This window comes from Bradyrhizobium sp. BR 10261 (assembly GCF_019455395.1).
GTDB lineage: Bacteria > Pseudomonadota > Alphaproteobacteria > Rhizobiales > Xanthobacteraceae > Bradyrhizobium > Bradyrhizobium manausense.
Map to the genome: position 1 here is coordinate 218,853 of NZ_JACOFQ010000007.1, position 15,184 is coordinate 234,036.

16 protein-coding genes are annotated in these 15,184 nt (G+C 63.1%); 10 read left to right on the top strand and 6 right to left on the bottom strand.

Annotation, left to right across the window (positions count from 1 at the left end; translation table 11 throughout):
* Positions 1 to 44: 44 nt before the first annotated feature.
* Positions 45 to 776, bottom strand: coding sequence for a haloacid dehalogenase type II (locus tag HYH07_RS10630; protein ID WP_220002444.1), 732 nt, complete (start codon positions 774 to 776; stop codon positions 45 to 47).
* A gap of 400 nt (positions 777 to 1,176) precedes the next feature.
* On the opposite strand from HYH07_RS10630, the gene HYH07_RS10635 reads away from it, so the two are divergent.
* Complete coding sequence (locus tag HYH07_RS10635) at positions 1,177 to 1,503, top strand: hypothetical protein (protein WP_228749370.1); 327 nt, start codon at positions 1,177 to 1,179, stop codon at positions 1,501 to 1,503.
* Positions 1,504 to 1,557: 54 nt separating this feature from the next.
* Here HYH07_RS10635 and HYH07_RS10640 read toward each other — a convergent pair whose 3' ends face one another.
* Positions 1,558 to 2,418, bottom strand: a complete 861-nt coding sequence (locus HYH07_RS10640) for a carbonic anhydrase (RefSeq protein ID WP_220002446.1) — start codon at positions 2,416 to 2,418, stop codon at positions 1,558 to 1,560.
* A gap of 22 nt (positions 2,419 to 2,440) precedes the next feature.
* Complete coding sequence (locus tag HYH07_RS10645; RefSeq protein WP_220002447.1) at positions 2,441 to 4,159, bottom strand: SulP family inorganic anion transporter; 1,719 nt, start codon at positions 4,157 to 4,159, stop codon at positions 2,441 to 2,443.
* Positions 4,160 to 4,294: 135 nt separating this feature from the next.
* On the opposite strand from HYH07_RS10645, the gene HYH07_RS10650 reads away from it, so the two are divergent.
* Positions 4,295 to 5,710 (top strand): DUF2252 domain-containing protein, encoded by a 1,416-nt coding sequence (locus tag HYH07_RS10650; RefSeq protein WP_220002448.1) that lies wholly within the window; start codon positions 4,295 to 4,297, stop codon positions 5,708 to 5,710.
* The gene (locus HYH07_RS10655; protein WP_228749371.1) at positions 5,697 to 6,215 is read left to right on the top strand and encodes a hypothetical protein; all 519 of its coding nucleotides are present in this window, start codon (positions 5,697 to 5,699) and stop codon (positions 6,213 to 6,215) included. Before HYH07_RS10650 ends, HYH07_RS10655 begins: the two co-directional genes overlap by 14 nt.
* 247 nt (positions 6,216 to 6,462) lie before the next feature.
* Here the strand turns inward: HYH07_RS10655 and HYH07_RS10660 are convergent, their stop codons facing one another.
* Positions 6,463 to 7,347, bottom strand: a complete 885-nt coding sequence (locus HYH07_RS10660) for an amidohydrolase family protein (RefSeq protein WP_220002449.1) — start codon at positions 7,345 to 7,347, stop codon at positions 6,463 to 6,465.
* A gap of 341 nt (positions 7,348 to 7,688) precedes the next feature.
* Between HYH07_RS10660 and ykgO the strand changes: the two genes are divergently transcribed.
* From ykgO to HYH07_RS10675, 3 genes are all read left to right on the top strand, one after another.
* Positions 7,689 to 7,814 carry a type B 50S ribosomal protein L36 gene (gene ykgO, locus HYH07_RS10665; protein WP_006611362.1) on the top strand — a complete coding sequence of 42 codons (126 nt, stop codon included), beginning with the start codon at positions 7,689 to 7,691 and terminating at the stop codon, positions 7,812 to 7,814.
* A 121-nt stretch (positions 7,815 to 7,935) separates the two neighbouring features.
* A complete protein-coding gene (locus tag HYH07_RS10670) occupies positions 7,936 to 8,574 on the top strand; it encodes a tetratricopeptide repeat protein (protein WP_220002450.1) in 639 nt (212 codons plus the stop codon).
* Between the two features lie 125 nt (positions 8,575 to 8,699).
* On the top strand, positions 8,700 to 8,960 hold the full coding sequence (locus tag HYH07_RS10675; protein ID WP_220002451.1) for a hypothetical protein: 261 nt from the start codon (positions 8,700 to 8,702) through the stop codon (positions 8,958 to 8,960).
* 6 nt (positions 8,961 to 8,966) lie between these two features.
* Here the strand turns inward: HYH07_RS10675 and HYH07_RS10680 are convergent, their stop codons facing one another.
* Positions 8,967 to 9,149 carry a hypothetical protein gene (locus HYH07_RS10680; RefSeq protein ID WP_057741840.1) on the bottom strand — a complete coding sequence of 61 codons (183 nt, stop codon included), beginning with the start codon at positions 9,147 to 9,149 and terminating at the stop codon, positions 8,967 to 8,969.
* Positions 9,150 to 9,478: 329 nt separating this feature from the next.
* Here HYH07_RS10680 and HYH07_RS10685 point away from each other — a divergent pair, with 329 nt between their 5' ends.
* Positions 9,479 to 10,435, top strand: a complete 957-nt coding sequence (locus tag HYH07_RS10685) for an alpha/beta fold hydrolase (protein WP_220002452.1) — start codon at positions 9,479 to 9,481, stop codon at positions 10,433 to 10,435.
* A gap of 18 nt (positions 10,436 to 10,453) precedes the next feature.
* On the opposite strand, the gene cycA is transcribed toward HYH07_RS10685, so the two are convergent.
* Positions 10,454 to 10,849 (bottom strand): cytochrome c-550 CycA, encoded by a 396-nt coding sequence (gene cycA / locus HYH07_RS10690; RefSeq protein ID WP_057741831.1) that lies wholly within the window; start codon positions 10,847 to 10,849, stop codon positions 10,454 to 10,456.
* A 227-nt stretch (positions 10,850 to 11,076) separates the two neighbouring features.
* Between cycA and HYH07_RS10695 the strand changes: the two genes are divergently transcribed.
* The 3 genes from HYH07_RS10695 (at position 11,077) to glcF (ending at position 15,184) form a co-directional block, all read left to right on the top strand.
* Positions 11,077 to 12,570 carry an FAD-linked oxidase C-terminal domain-containing protein gene (locus tag HYH07_RS10695; RefSeq protein WP_220002453.1) on the top strand — a complete coding sequence of 498 codons (1,494 nt, stop codon included), beginning with the start codon at positions 11,077 to 11,079 and terminating at the stop codon, positions 12,568 to 12,570.
* Positions 12,571 to 12,635: 65 nt separating this feature from the next.
* Positions 12,636 to 13,865 (top strand): FAD-binding protein, encoded by a 1,230-nt coding sequence (locus HYH07_RS10700; RefSeq protein WP_220002454.1) that lies wholly within the window; start codon positions 12,636 to 12,638, stop codon positions 13,863 to 13,865.
* The gene (gene glcF, locus HYH07_RS10705; RefSeq protein WP_220002455.1) at positions 13,862 to 15,184 is read left to right on the top strand and encodes a glycolate oxidase subunit GlcF; all 1,323 of its coding nucleotides are present in this window, start codon (positions 13,862 to 13,864) and stop codon (positions 15,182 to 15,184) included. The genes HYH07_RS10700 and glcF overlap by 4 nt, the downstream gene beginning before the upstream one ends.

Here is a 15,184-nt window from a genome sequence, read left to right on the forward strand (position 1 = left end):
GCTCATCGAGGACTTACGGGCGGGCGGCAATGTCAGGCTCATCGCTAGATGATCCCGGGCAGGTCCGACAGCGAACGCATCAGGTAATCCGGCGCAAAGCCGAGCTCGTCCATCTGGGTGCGGATCGCCTTGAACATTGTCAGGGGTGCCACGAGTTCGGTCTCGACGCAAGCCAGTGCCATGGCCTCCGGCGTTATCAGCTCGATCCAGGCGACGTTCAGCCCGAATGACTTGGCGCCGGCGACGTCCCAGGGATTGGAGGAGACGAACAGCACCTCCTCAGGTGCGGTGCCGAGCACCTCGCCGATCAGCTCATAGGCCTCCGGGCTCGGCTTGAAGATCTTCCTCGCGTCGACACTGATGGTGGCATCGAGCAGGCGGTCGAGCCCGGAATTGCGCACCAGGGCGTTCAGCATGTCCGGGCTGCCGTTGGAGAGGATGGCAAGCTTTCGCGGCTTCAAGGCGGTGAGCGCGGTGGTCGCGTCCGGATAGAGATCGAGATGCAGATATTTCTCGACGACGCGCTCAAAGGCCTCGTTGTCATAAGCGAGCCCAAGCATGCGCAGCGTATAAGCCAGCGAGTCGCGTGTCACGGCCGCAAAATCCCGATAGCGCCGCATCAGTGAGCGCAGCCAGGTGTATTCGAGCTGCTTGATCCGCCAGACCTGCGTGATGATCTCGCCATAGCCGGGAAACGCATCCTCGGTGATGTCAGCGACCGACTGGATGTCGTAGAGCGTCCCGTAGGCGTCGAACACGACGGCTTTGATGCTCATGGGCTGTCCTTTTGGGCGGTGCGGTCACAACAATTCCGCTTTGGAGAGTGCGTGTATCGTCAGCTTACCAAAGGACAGCGGAAGGAGGCCAGCTCATATGCCATTTTGCGCGACCCGCGCACGCCTCGTCCTTCGAGACGACCGCTTCGCGGTCTCCTCAGGATGAGGCCAAGCTGCATCGGCGCTCGTCAAAACGAAGGCCGCACGCTCGGTCCTCATCCTGAGGGCCCGCCAAGGGCGGGCGTCTCGAAGGATGGCCACACGGGAAGTGCTCTCCTATTGCGATTACCCCGCGCATATCGTCAGCATCTGGGCTCCCCTCGGAACTTTGCCCAAGCCTCTTCGTTCCCGTTAGCGGGCACGAACGTAGGCTGGCGCGATGAAATGGATGTTGGTCGTCTTGGTCGGCGGCATCTCACCCGTCAACACCGATCTGGTGTTCGACAAGTTCAGTGATTGCCTTTCGGCTGAGGAGCAGATGCGGCAGCACTATGCTGACGCGTTCGATGCGTGGGATCGCACGGCTGCCGCAAGGATCGACCGCCGCAGCGACTACAAGAAGGCCCGCGATATCGAGGCCAAACGGCTGCTCAGCAACGTGGGGACGTGCGTTCCGCACGGCGGCGGCGATCCGCAACAGGTCACAGCACCGCAACAGCAGCCTTCTGCTCCAGCGTCGCAGCAACCTGCCGCGACACCGACGCCGCAGCCAACGCCGCGACCTTAGCGACAGATCCTACTGAGCCTCAACGCGCTCCAGCAGACCTGCCGGTTCTTTGCCCTATCTGAGAAGGTGGGCAATTCGCTCCGACCTGACAATGGCGTCGCCCAGATCGACAAATGCGGCAAGGTCACGTGGGGCTGCCGCAAGACCAACGACTTCCGTGCCGCGCGGACGAGGTGCCCATACCTCTCGATTCTCGAGCAGATAGACGCCATAGACCGCTCGCAGGCCTTCCGCGTCGTTCGTCGCCCCTACTGCCTCCTGGATCGAATAAGCCGCGAGCGCGGCGTTTGTGACGACCGATGCTTCAATCAGGGCCTCTCGGTATTGTGGTCGCTGCAAGACGTCCGGTCCGAAAGTCGTGGTCAACTTCCTTGCGCAGGTCTGAATCACGACCAGCAAGCGATCCAGGATGTTGCGCAGCGAATGCTTCGTTGCGAGCGAGACGTAGCCGCTCGGATTCAGGAACACGTCGACCGCGCTGGTCACGGCGCCGCATCCGCTATGTCCCAGGACAACGATGAGTTTCAGACTTCCGCCCAGGTGCTCGACGGCAAACTTCAAACTACCGAGCACATCTGTGCCCAGCACGTTGCCTGCCACCCTGACGACGAAGAGGTCGTTCGGACCTTCGTTGAAAATGAGCTCGATCGGCACTCTGGCGTCCGAGCAGCCGAGAACGGCGGCGAAGGGATGCTGGATGGGCAGCCCAACCTCGCCGGAGATCAGGCCCAGGTCACGTGCGTCGACCGGCACAACTCTCTCCGTCCGCCCAAACTCGTCCTTGACCTGATCGAGCAGCGCCGCGAATGTCCGGTTGCCTTCATCAAGACGAAACCGTGCTTCGCTGCTACCGGACGGTCGGGATCTCGCCGGCGCGTCGGCCTGATATCGATAAATGACGTCGACCGTCTTCACATCGGCTCCTTTGGCCGAGAACTCAGCCTGTCTGTCTCAATGAGACGAGGAGCACCTTCTCGACTGTAGCGGTGCGGTCGATCCCTCCGACCTTGTCCTCGAGGCCGTCGGCGCGCAGGAGATCACGCACCCTTCCGTGGGCGCCTACGATCCGCAGTGTGATGCTGCGGCTGGAGAGTTCAGCTGCCAGGTCGCGCAACATCCGTGAGCCCGCGAGATCGATGAAGGGCGAAGCCGACAGATCGCAGACCACCAGACGGATCGGGCCGGGGATGGACTGAACGCGGGTCAGGACCGCTTCCAGCACGGCGTCGGCGTTGGGATAGATCAGTGAGGCCTCCGGCCGAAACACGATCACGCCGGGCACGGGCTCGTTGTCAGGATGACGCTCCATGTCGGAAAATTGCTCAGTTCCCGGAATCCTTCCGAGGAAGGCGACGTGGGGCTGGGACGCACGTGCGAGCAGCAACAGGATGGAAGCCAAAGCCGCCAGCAGGATGCCGTGCAGAATTCCCAGCCACAGCACGGCGAGCAGCGCGATCGTCGCCGCCAGAAAATCAAGCCGGCTGACATGCCACATGCGGAGCATCGCCGGGAAGTCCAGGAGTCCATACACTGCTGTGAGGACGACTGCAGCGAGAACAGCCTTCGGAAGATTTTCAAGCGCCCCCGTGAGAAAAAGCAGGCACAAGGCCAGCGTGATCGAGGCGAAGACGAGCGCCAGGGCAGAGCGCGCGCCCGCCTTGTCGTTGACGGCCGACTGCGACAATCCGCCGGCGACAGGGTAGCCCTGCCCAAGAGCTGCGGCGAGATTGGCGGCCCCGATGCCGAGAAGCTCCTGACGTGCATCGATGGCGTAGCCATGCTTGGCCGCGAGCGTTCGTGCGGCGGATACGCCCTCGATGTAGGCGAGCAACAGACACCCTCCCGCGAGCGGCACGATGCCTTCGACGTCTCGTATCCGCAGGGCTGGCGCGGCGAGGCTCGGCAGACCCGAGGGGATCTTGCCTGTCACGGGAACGCCGAGCGCCGGCAGGCCGAACACAGTCGCCGCAACGATGGCCAGCACGACGACGCCTAGCGCGACCGGGCGCCCCGGCAGCAGACGTTCGCCCGCGATTAGCAGAGCGAGGGCCACGACCCCAACGAGAAGGATCAACGGCTGGCTCTGACCAAGTTGCGAGATAAACAGATAAACTCGTTCGAAGAAGTTGTGACCGCCTCCACTGACGCCGAACAGGCTTGGCAACTGCGTCATTGCGATGGTCAGCCCGGCACCGGCCTTGAATCCGACGAGGATGCTGTCGCTGATCAACTTGACCAGCGCACTCAATCGCAGCAGCCAGGCCAGCAAACTGAGTGCAGCTACGGTGAAGGCCGCGAGGCTTGCAATCTGCGCGTACCGGACGGCATCGCCGGCAGCCATCGCGCCCACCGTGCCGGCGATCATCAGCGATATGGCCGAAGTCGGCCCGATCGCGAGCTGGCGTGAAGATCCGAACAGCGCGTAGCCGATCCCACCCAGCAGGTAGCCGTAAATCCCGACTTGCGGAGGCAGCCCGGCCAACCCGGCATATGCAAGCGATACCGGGATTGCGTAGGCTGCGAGCGTAATTCCGGCAACGATGTCGGATGGAAGCCAGGCCGCGGAATAATTTGCGAGCCATCGGGTTGGCGGCAACCACGACAGCCACGCCGTGCGCCCGTTGACCTTGCCCATTCCTTCTGTCGCATCGGCCATCGTGCCACGCCTGTTCGGCTGATGAACGGCAAGGCTGACGCGGCAGAACGGCCGATTGCTTGATCCAAGTCAACGCTCTCGGGATTCCGCATTGAAACATCCAAGACATGTCGGTTCACAACTTCCGGTCTTGTAATGGATCGTGCAAGCAGCAGATTCGAGAAGGCGAAGCCGGTCGAAGGCAAGGCGGCTCACATCGTTTCTCCGGACGATCGCTCCGCCGCAGGCAAAGCTCTTCGCGACAAGGTCCCGCGCGAGCAACATGGCCGCTGGAAGCCGCCTAAGAACCGGCCGAGCCCGATCGAGATGCTGCACAAGTCGGATGCCGGTCGGGTGCAGGAACTGGTGCCGATCCGCTATGGCCGGATGCTGCAATCGCCGTTCGCGTTCTATCGTGGCTCCGCGGGCGTCATGGCTGCGGACCTCGCGCGAACTCCCAGCACCGGACTGAACGTGCAGGCTTGCGGCGACTGCCACCTTGCGAATTTCGGAGGCTTTGCCACTCCCGAGCGCCACATCATCTTCGACATCAACGATTTCGACGAGACATCGCCGGCGCCATGGGAATGGGATGTCAAACGTCTTGCTGCCTCGGTTGTGCTCGCCGCGCGATCGATCGGGCTATCCGACGCCAAGGGTCGCGATTGTGCTGCCGCCGCTGCGCGCAGCTATCGCGAGCACATGCGCGAATTTTCCGGAATGGATCCGCTCGCAGTCTGGTACACCAACATCGGCGCTGAGGACGTGATGAAGATCGCGCCGAAGAGTGCGAGGAAGCAGCTGCAGCGGCGGATTGATCAGGCCGCCAAAGATAGGGGATCGGAGCTGGATTTTCCCAAGCTCGCCGGCAGCGTCGGTGGGCAAATCCGCATCACGGAACAGCCTCCTCTCATCTTTCATCCAGAGGCGGCTCGCGCACCTGATTTCCTTCCGACGCTCGAATCCATCTTGAGCACCTATCGGGATTCCCTGTCCGATGACCGGCGTCAGCTGTTCGATCGCTACCGGCTGGTTGACGCGGCCCTCAAGGTCGTCGGCGTCGGGAGTGTGGGCCGGCGATGCTGGATTGTCCTCCTGATGTCCGAAGCCAACAGTCCGCTGTTCTTGCAAGTAAAGGAAGCGGCGCAATCCGTTCTGGAGCCGTATGCTGGACGGAGTACCTATCGTCATCACGGGCAGCGCGTGGTCATGGGGCAGCGCCTCATGCAGCCTGCGTCGGACATATTCCTTGGATGGCTCACCGGGCCGCACGACCGCCAGTTCTACGTGCGGCAGCTCCACGACGCCAAGATAAAACCCTTGATCGAAACCTTCGACGCGCACCTTCTGGAGGTCTATGCGACCGCCTGCGGATGGGTGCTGGCGCGCGCGCATGCCAAGGTCAGCGAGATATCGGTAACGATCAGCGGCTATCTTGGATCATCCAGTGACGAGTTCGATCAGGCGGTGAGCCGGTTTGCGGTTGACTACGCCGATCAGGCTGAGCGGGACCATGCCGCACTGAAGGCTGCGGTGAAGAAAGGCGAGGTCAAAGCCTTTGTGGAAGCATGAGAATACCAACCAAGCCAGCCTCACCCACGCGCACTTGCGAACGCCGCGGGCCGCGGCGGTCGCCGGTATTCTCTTTTCGGTGCTGTTGATCCTGGTGTTCGGACTGCTCCGGCTTTCGATCCCCGGTGATCCCTTTGAATCCGGCGCTTGGCTTCGGGGCGGTCTGACCTATGTCACGCCGGCAATGAACCTCGTGCCGTTCGCCGGAATAGCCTTTCTTTGGTTCGTGGGGGTGCTTCGCGACAAGCTTGGTTCGCGGGAAGACCAGTTTTTTGCGACGGTGTTCCTGGGAAGCGCTTTTCTGCTGCTGGCCATGCTTTTTGCCGCTGCGGCCGTTTTTGGTGCGATCATCATCGCATTTCGCGCGAGCCCCGAAGCGCTTGAGCATTCCGCAGCATTTCATCTCGGACGCGGCCTGGCGTACGCAATGATAAACATCTACCTGGTAAAAACCGCTTGCGTCTTCATGATCACAACATCGACCATCGCGCTCTCACCCGCCTGATCCCGCGCTGGCTTGCGATCGGAGGGTACCTCATTGCACTGATGCTCATGATTGGCAGCTATTATCTCGACTGGACTTTGCTCGTATTTCCTTTGTGGGTTCTGTTGGTGAGCGTGTCGATCCTTTGGGAAAAACCAACGACGTCCTGAATTGCCAGGCGAAAGACCCTGGGGCATCCTTGTTGCGATGAGCGTGAGGGCTTCGATCAATGACGACCGAGGCCCTCCATGCGCCAACACAGTCGCCTCTAGATCCCCAAAATCTTCCTCGCGTTGGCCTTCAGCACCTTCGGCCGGATGTCGTCGCGGATGTCGATCTTGGCAAAATCCGACAGCCAGCGGTCCGGCGTGATGACGGGCCAGTCCGAGCCGAACAGCATCTTGTCCTGCAGGATCGAGTTGATGTAGCGCACCAGGATCGGCGGAAAGTACTTTGGCGACCAGCCGGACAGGTCGATATAGACGTTCGGCTTGTGGGTCGCGACCGACAGCGCCTCTTCCTGCCAGGGGAAGGAGGGATGGGCGAGGATGATCTTGAGGTCGGGGAAATCGGCCGCGACGTCGTCCATGTACATCGGGTTGGAATATTTCAGCCGCATGCCCATGCCGCCCGGCATGCCCGAGCCGACGCCGGTCTGGCCGGTGTGAAACAGCGCGATCGCGCCGCCATTGTTGATCTCTTCGTAGAGCGGATAGGCCATGCGGTCGTTGGCGTAGAAGCCCTGCATCGTCGGGTGGAATTTGAAGCCGCGCACGCCGTACTCTTCGATCAGCTTGCGTGCCTCGCGCACGCCAAGCTTGCCCTTGTGCGGATCGATCGAGACGAAGGGGATGAGGACGTCGAGATGGTCGGAGGCGATCTCCAGCATCTCCTCGTTCTTGTAGCGGCGGAAGCCGGTCTCGCGCTCGGCGTCGACGGGGAAGATCACCGCGGCGATGTTCTTGGAGCGGTAATAGGCCGCGGTCTCCGGCACGGTCGGCGGATGCTTGTGCGGCGACTTGAAATACTCCGCCATCTGCGCCTGGAAATCGTCATAGCCGTCGTCGGGATGGGTGCCGCAGGGCTCCTCGGCATGGGTGTGGATGTCGATGGCGATGACCTTGTCGATATCAGGCAGCTTCAGCTTGGGCATTTGTGTCCTCCCGACGGGTTGCCAAATTGATTATAGAATATAACGAATTTGGCAAGCGTCGCCGGCGGGGAAATCGCCGGCCCGCGAAGATCTTTGCAGGGTCTCGCCGCGGCTGGATAGAATCGGACCGATCCGGCCGCTTCTACTGTGCATGGGGTTGTTTTCGCGATTTGGTCGTTGGGAACCGGCCAGTTAACATTGACATGACCTCCCGCCATGCCTTAAGAACCGCCCCGTCCCGGGCGGTCGGTCCGCCAGCGGGAAAGATCTCATTTTGCCACATTCGCGCGTGCCGAAACGGGTGTGCCGAACACGGCCTTTCGAACGTCCAGGATTCTGCCATGAAGGTCCGTAACTCGCTGAAGTCGCTGCGCGGTCGCCATCGCGCCAACCGCCTGGTCCGCCGCAAGGGCCGGGTCTATGTGATCAACAAGGTGCAGCGCCGCTTCAAGGCTCGCCAGGGCTGATCTGCCAAAAAGCTGAAGCCCTGCCGAGGGCCTGCGCGCGCCCCCGCAAGACCACGGTCTCACGCGAGTTTGACGCCGCCTTTGCTTTGCAAGGGCGGCTTTGCGCGTTTAGACTTTCACCATGACCGTGAGATTCCCTATCCCGCGCACGCTATGCCTGGCCCTGGCGCTTGCAACTGCCGGCCTCGCGCCGGCGCTGGCGCAGGATGATGCGGCCCCGCCGGCGAAGCAGCAGAAGAAGCTGCCCGAGGCGCCGGCCAAGCTGCCCAGGGCCGACCGCACCAAGAATCTCGATTTCCTGTTCGGCGCGCTCAAGGCCGCCCCTGATGAGGTCAGTGCCAAGCATGTCGAGGCGCGGATCTGGGCGATCTGGCTGCAGACCCCGAGCGACACCGCCGCGCTCTTGATGACGCGGGCCAAGGCGGCGGTCGATGCGCAGAAGATCGACGTCGCGATCAAGCTGCTCGATTCCGTCATCAAGCTCCGGCCCGACTACATCGAAGCCTGGAACCGGCGCGCCACGCTCTATTACATGCAGAACGACTATGCCCGCTCGCTCGCCGACATCCGCGAGGTGCTGACCCGCGAGCCCCGTCATTTCGGCGCGCTGGCCGGCCTCGGCATGATCATGCAGGAGGTCGGCGACGAGAAGCGCGCGCTCGAGGCCTATCGCAAGGCGCTCGCCGTCAATCCGCACCTGGAGAAGATCCCTGAGCAGGTGAAGGCCTTGACCGAGAAGGTCGAAGGCCGCGACATCTAGCCGATATTTCGATCATCTTTCGAGCGGTTGCGGCGCGTGGAGATTAACCACGATCGCAAGCGCAGTGTCGCAAGCACTATTGCCGGCGGTGCCGCAGGTTTACCTGCTTGGCAGGGAGCACAGCCATGAAGCGCTTGATCTTTGCTTGTAGCTTGCTGTTGGCGTCGGGAACGATCAGCCTTGCCAACGGGCTGTTCTGGGTGGTCGGCAATCGCGCCACCGGCAAATGCAACATCGTGACCAGCAATCCGGTCATCTACGGCGACATCTGGTTCGGCGACGGTCCCTACAAATCCAAGGACGACGCCAAGCTTGCGCGCTCGACCATCCGCGCCTGTCCCGTGCTCACGCCAGACGAGCAAAAGGCCGAGGACGGCGCCGGCTAGCCTGGGTCAGTGCAGGACGTTGGTGCCGCGCTCGGCGAAACCGCGATCGGCCGCCGCAGCGTAGGCCTTGGCGAGTTCGGTCTCGAGATGCTCGTTGATGAGCAGCAGCGCCCGCACCGCACCGCGCAGATCGCCGTTGCAGCTTGCGACGATCTCGTCGATTGCGGTGTCATTGGATCTGAAGCTCATCGAAAATCCTCCGGTTCAAACCAGGACAATCCTGCCGGTCTTTCCTGCATCCCCTGAGGATGCGAGGAGGGATCGGCGCCCATCCGCGTCTAGATGGCGGAACCGACCGTGGCGATTATAAGGACGGCGCGATGACGACGGCATGAAGCTGGTCGGAGGCTTGTGTGTCATCCAGCTGCAGCATTGATTTTATTGTATTTTTCAGTTCGGCAATTATGCACATATCCACAGGGCAGCATTCCCGGTGGAAGCCCTGAGCCTCCCCGCGCGAAACTGCCGTCCACGTCATTCGTAACTGCCATGTGCCCAGGATCGTCCGGACTGTCCTCATGATCGTTTTATCAGCCGTGGCGGCGCTGGCCCTGCTCGCGCTGGTCACGCAGGCCGGAATCGTCCTCGTGCAACGCTCCTTTCCGCCGCAGGGCCGGATGATCGAGGTCGAGGGTGCAACGCTGCACGTCGTCGACATCGGCCCGCGCGATGCGGGATTGCCGATCGTCATGCTGCACGGAGCAAGCTCCAATCTCGAAGTGATGCGGCGACCGCTCGGCGACATGCTCGCCAGGGATCATCGCGTCATCCTGATCGACCGGCCCGGGCACGGCTGGAGCACGCGTGCGCGACGGCAGGATTCGACGCCTCAGATTCAGGCGCGGATGATCGACGAGGCGCTTGGCAAGCTCGGAATCGATCGCGCTGTTTTCGTCGCGCATTCCTGGAGCGGTGCGCTGGGCGCGCGGCTGGCGCTCGATCATGCAAGCCGCGTCGCCGGTCTCGTCATGCTGGCACCGGTGACCCATCCCTGGCGCGGCGGCGTCGGCCGCTACAACGAGATCATCGCAACACCTGTCATCGGCCCGCTGCTCGCCTCCACCATCACGCTGCCGCTGGGCTTGTTCGTCACCGAATCGGGCGCACGCAACGTCTTCCTGCCGCAGACGATGCCTGATGGATTCGTGAAGGAGTCCGCAACGCCGCTATTGCTGCGGCCGCGCGAATTCATCGCCAATGCCTATGATCTGGTGACGCTCAAGGAATCGGTGGTCGCGCAGGCTCCGCGCTACGGCGAGATCAGAGTGCCCGTCACAATCATCGCAGGCGCGCCCGACAAGACGGTGAGGACCGACGTCCACGCGCGCCCGTTCGCCGCGACGGTGCCAAATGCAAAGCTGATCGTGCTGCCCGATCTCGGCCACATGGTGCAGAATGCCGTGCCGGATCTGGTGAAGACCGAGATCGAGACGATGATCGGTCGCATTGCCCCGGCGCAGGCGGCCGCCGATTAGCGGCCGCCGTATGTCCGCCTACTGCTTGACCTTTCCGTCCTTGTCGAACTGGGAGATGAAGGACCAGAGATTGTTGATCTCGGTTTCGTTCTTGATGCCGGCGAACGCCATCTTGGTGCCGGGGATCTTGGCCTTCGGATCCTTGATGTATTCCTTGAACTGCGCCTCGTTCCAGGTGATGCCGGAATTCTTGTTGGCATCGGAATAATTGTAGTCGGGCGCGGTGCCGGACTTGCGGCCGTCGAGGCCGTTGAGCTCGGGGCCGACCTTGTTCTTGGCGCCTTCGCCGATGGCGTGGCAGGCCAGGCACTTGTTGAACGACGATTTGCCGGCCGCGACATCCTGCGCCATCGCGGTGGAGGCTGAGGCAGTCATGGCAAGGGCAACCAACGCGCCGAAAGTCAATTTTTTCATAGCTCTTCGTCTCTTCCCGGGGTCAGAGGGGGGATCGTGGTTTTTGGCAGGTCCGGTGCACGTGGACAAGCCGCCAAACCCTGACAGGTTTCCTGATAGCAGACTTGCCTCAGAGAGAACTTGCGCTGCGACAAAGCAATGCGACCTTCGGAGGACCCTACCCAAACGTGGGCAGACATGATTGATTTGCCGGAACAAATTCCAATGCCCGACGAAGGTTTTGCAACATGGCCATCATGATGCCCGCGAGCGATCAGGCGGTGCTGGCGCGCCGCAGCGAGATCGTCGCCGCCTTGCGCGCAATCGTGCCCGGCGAGGGCGTGATCGATACGCCTGCCGAGATGCGGGCCTATGAATCCGACGGGCTGACCGCCTACCGGCAGCCGCCGATGGTCGTGGTGCTGCCCGATACGACCGAGCAGGTCTCGCTGGTCCTGAAATATTGTGCCGCCCATGGCATCAAGGTGGTGCCGCGCGGCTCGGGCACGTCGCTATCGGGCGGAGCGCTGCCGCTCGAGGACGGCGTGCTGCTCGGCCTCGGCAAGTTCAAGCGCATCCGCGAGATCGATTTCGACAACCGTGTCGTCGTCACCGAGCCGGGCGTCACCAATCTCGCCATCAGTCAGGCCGTCGCGCATGCCGGCTTCTACTATGCGCCAGATCCGTCCTCGCAGATCGCCTGCTCGATCGGTGGCAATGTCGCGGAAAATTCCGGCGGCGTGCATTGCCTGAAATACGGCATGACCACCAACAACGTGCTCGGTTGCGAGATCGTCCTGATGAGCGGCGAGATCCTGCGCATCGGCGGCAAGGGGTGCGAGAATTCCGGCTATGATCTGATGGGCGTCATCACCGGCTCGGAGGGCCTGCTCGGCGTCATCACCGAGATCACCGTGCGCATCCTGCAGAAGCCGGAGACGGCGCGCGCGCTGATGGTCGGCTTCGCCGAGGTCGAGGCGGCCGGCGAATGCGTGGCGCGCATCATCGGCGCCGGCATCATTCCCGGTGGCATGGAGATGATGGACAAGCCGGCGATCCACGCCGCGGAGGCTTTCGTCCATGCCGGCTATCCGCTGGATGTGGAGGCGCTGCTGATCATCGAGCTCGACGGTCCCAAGATCGAGGTCGACGAGCTGATCACGCGCGTCGAGACCATCGCAAGAGGCTGCGGCTCGGTGACACTGCAGATCTCCAGTTCTGAGGCCGAGCGCAACCTGTTCTGGGCCGGCCGCAAGGCCGCGTTCCCCGCGGTCGGCCGCATCTCGCCCGATTATCTCTGCATGGACGGTACCATTCCGCGCGGCGCGCTGCCGAAGGCGCTGGCGCGCATCCGCGAGCTCGGCGAAAAATACCAGCTCGGCTGCGCCAACGTGTTCCACGCCGGCGACGGCAATCTGCATCCGCTGATCCTCTACGATGCCAACAAGCCCGGTGAGATCGAGCGCGCCGAAGCCTTCGGCGCCGACATCCTGCGCGCCTGCGTCGAGTTCGGCGGCGTGCTCACCGGCGAGCACGGCGTCGGCATCGAGAAGCGCGATCTCATGGGCGACATGTTCACCGAGATCGACCTCAACCAGCAGCAACGGTTGAAATGCGCCTTCGACGCGCAAGGCCTGCTCAATCCCGGAAAAGTGTTTCCGACCCTGCACCGCTGTGCCGAGCTTGGCCGCATGCATGTGCACGCGGGCAAGCTGGCGTTTCCGGACATTCCGCGGTTCTAGCGCTCATCGTCGCTGCAATGCGCAAGATTTGCTTTCCGCTCTAAACTTGGATACCGCCTTCTCCCGTGGATACGCTCAAAGTCAGAGACGCCAAAGACGTCGAAGAGGTGGTGCGCGCGGCAATTGCCAACGAGCAGCCGCTCGAGATTGTCGGCCATGGCGGTAAGCGCAGTATCGGGCACGCGATGGCGACCAATGCCGTGCTCGACGTCTCGGCGCTGAATGCAGTCACATCCTACGAGCCGAACGAATTGATCGTCACGCTCCAGGCCGGTGCGCCGCTGGCGGACGTGCTGTCGCTGATCGACGCCAAGAACCAGCAATTCGCCTTTGAGCCTGTTGACACCGCGTCGCTGCTCGGCACGCCCGTCTCAGGAACCATCGGCGGCATGATCGCGGCAGGGCTTGCGGGCCCACGCCGGATCAAGGCGGGCGGGGCGCGCGATCATCTCCTCGGGGCGCATGCCGTCTCCGGGTTCGGCGACAGTTTTAAGACCGGCGGCAGGGTGGTGAAGAACGTCACCGGCTATGACCTCTGCAAGCTCCTCGCGGGCTCCTGGGGCACGCTGTCCGTCATGACCGAAGTGACGCTGAAGGTGATGCCGAAGCCGGAAGCGGAGCGGACGCTGCTGCTCCGCGGCCTCGACGATGCTGCCGCGAACAAGGCGATGACCGTGGCCCTCGGCTCCCCCTACGACGTCTCCGGTGCCGCGCATCTGCCGAAATCGGCGCTGCGGACCAGGACTGACGAGCTCGGCGATATTGCCGGCCAAGGCGAGGCGGTGACCGCGCTGCGGCTCGAGGGCATCACGGCCTCCGCCACTCACCGGGCCGGATCGTTGCGCGAGCTGCTGGCGCCGTTCGGCACGGCGACCCTGATCGAGGATGCCGCCTCGTCAGTGCTATGGGCCGCCATCCGCGACGTGCTGCCGTTTGCTACCAGCGGCGCGCTCGGCGCCTGGCCGGTGTGGCGGATCGTCTGCCCGCCGGCCTCGGGGGCGCTGCTCGGCACGCAATTGGCGCGCGAGACCGGAGGCGAAGTGATCTATGACTGGGGCGGCGGGCTGATCTGGGCGGCGCTGCCGCCGACAGCCGATGCGCATGCTCCAATCGTGCGCCAGCGTGCAATCGGCGGGCATGCCACGCTGATCCGGGCAACCGAGGACGTCAGGCGCGGCGTCGACGTGTTCCACCCGCAAGCGCCGGGCGTCGCCGCCCTGAGCGAACGGGTCCGCGCCAGCTTCGATCCGAAGTCGATTCTGAACCGGGGACGCCTGAGGCGGGCTACGGCATGAAGACCGAATTCTCACTCGTCCAGCTTGCTGACCCCGACATCGCGGAAGCCGACAAGATCCTGCGCGCCTGCGTGCATTGTGGCTTCTGCACCGCGACCTGTCCGACCTATGTCCTGCTCGGCGACGAGCTCGATAGCCCGCGCGGCCGCATCTATCTGATCAAGGAGATGCTGGAGAAGGACCAGGCGCCGACGCCGGAGGTGGTCAAGCATGTCGATCGCTGTCTGTCGTGCCTGGCTTGTATGACGACCTGCCCGTCCGGGGTGAACTACATGCATCTCGTCGACCAGGCCCGGGTCCGGATCGAGCAGCGCTATCAGCGCCCGCTCGCCGAGCGGCTGTTGCGCCGCCTGCTGGCCTTCATCCTGCCGGACCCGCGATGGTTTCGCATCAGCATGCGGCTGGCACAGCTCGCCCGGCCCCTTGCCGTCTTCCTGCCGACCCCACGGCCTTCGGCCACGCCAGGCCTGGTCCAGCGTCTCAAGGCGATGCTGGCGTTGGCTCCCGGCCGGCTGCCGTCGCCGGGTGCTCCTCCTGGCAGCGTGTTCGCGGCGCTCGGCAAGAAGCGGGGCCGGGTCGCGCTGCTCCAGGGCTGTGCCCAGCAGGTCCTGGCGCCGCGCATCAACCAGGCTGCCATCAGCCTTCTGACCCGCCACGGCATCGAGGTCGTCCTGGTCAAGGACGAGCAATGCTGCGGCGCGCTCACCCATCACCTCGGAGACGACGAGGATGCGCTGGCGCGCGCCCGCGCCAATGTCGCGGCGTGGCACAGGGAGGCCGCGGGCGAGGGGCTCGATGCCATCCTGGTGACGACGTCCGGCTGCGGCACCGTCATCAAGGACTACGGCTATCTGCTGCGCGAGGACGCCGTGTTCGCAGCCGATGCGGCAAAGGTGTCCGCCCTTGCGAAAGACATCACCGAATATGTCGCTGATCTCAGCCTCGCGCCGAGCACGCAACAGGACAACATCGTCGTCGCCTATCACTCCGCATGTTCGTTGCAGCACGGGCAGAAAATCACGGGCCTTCCGAAAGAATTGCTTTCCAAGAATGGATTCGTGGTGAAAGATGTGCCGGAGAGCCATTTGTGTTGCGGTTCGGCGGGGACTTACAACATTCTCCAGCCCGAGCTTGCGGGCAGGTTGCGCGATCGCAAGGTCGCCAACATCGCAAGCGTCAAGCCGGACATGATTGCCGCAGGCAATATCGGCTGCATGGTGCAGATTGCCGGTGGCACGTCAGTTCCGGTCGTACACACGATTGAGCTTCTCGATTGGGCTACGGGCGGGTCGCGGCCGGCATTGAATGCGTCGAGCTGA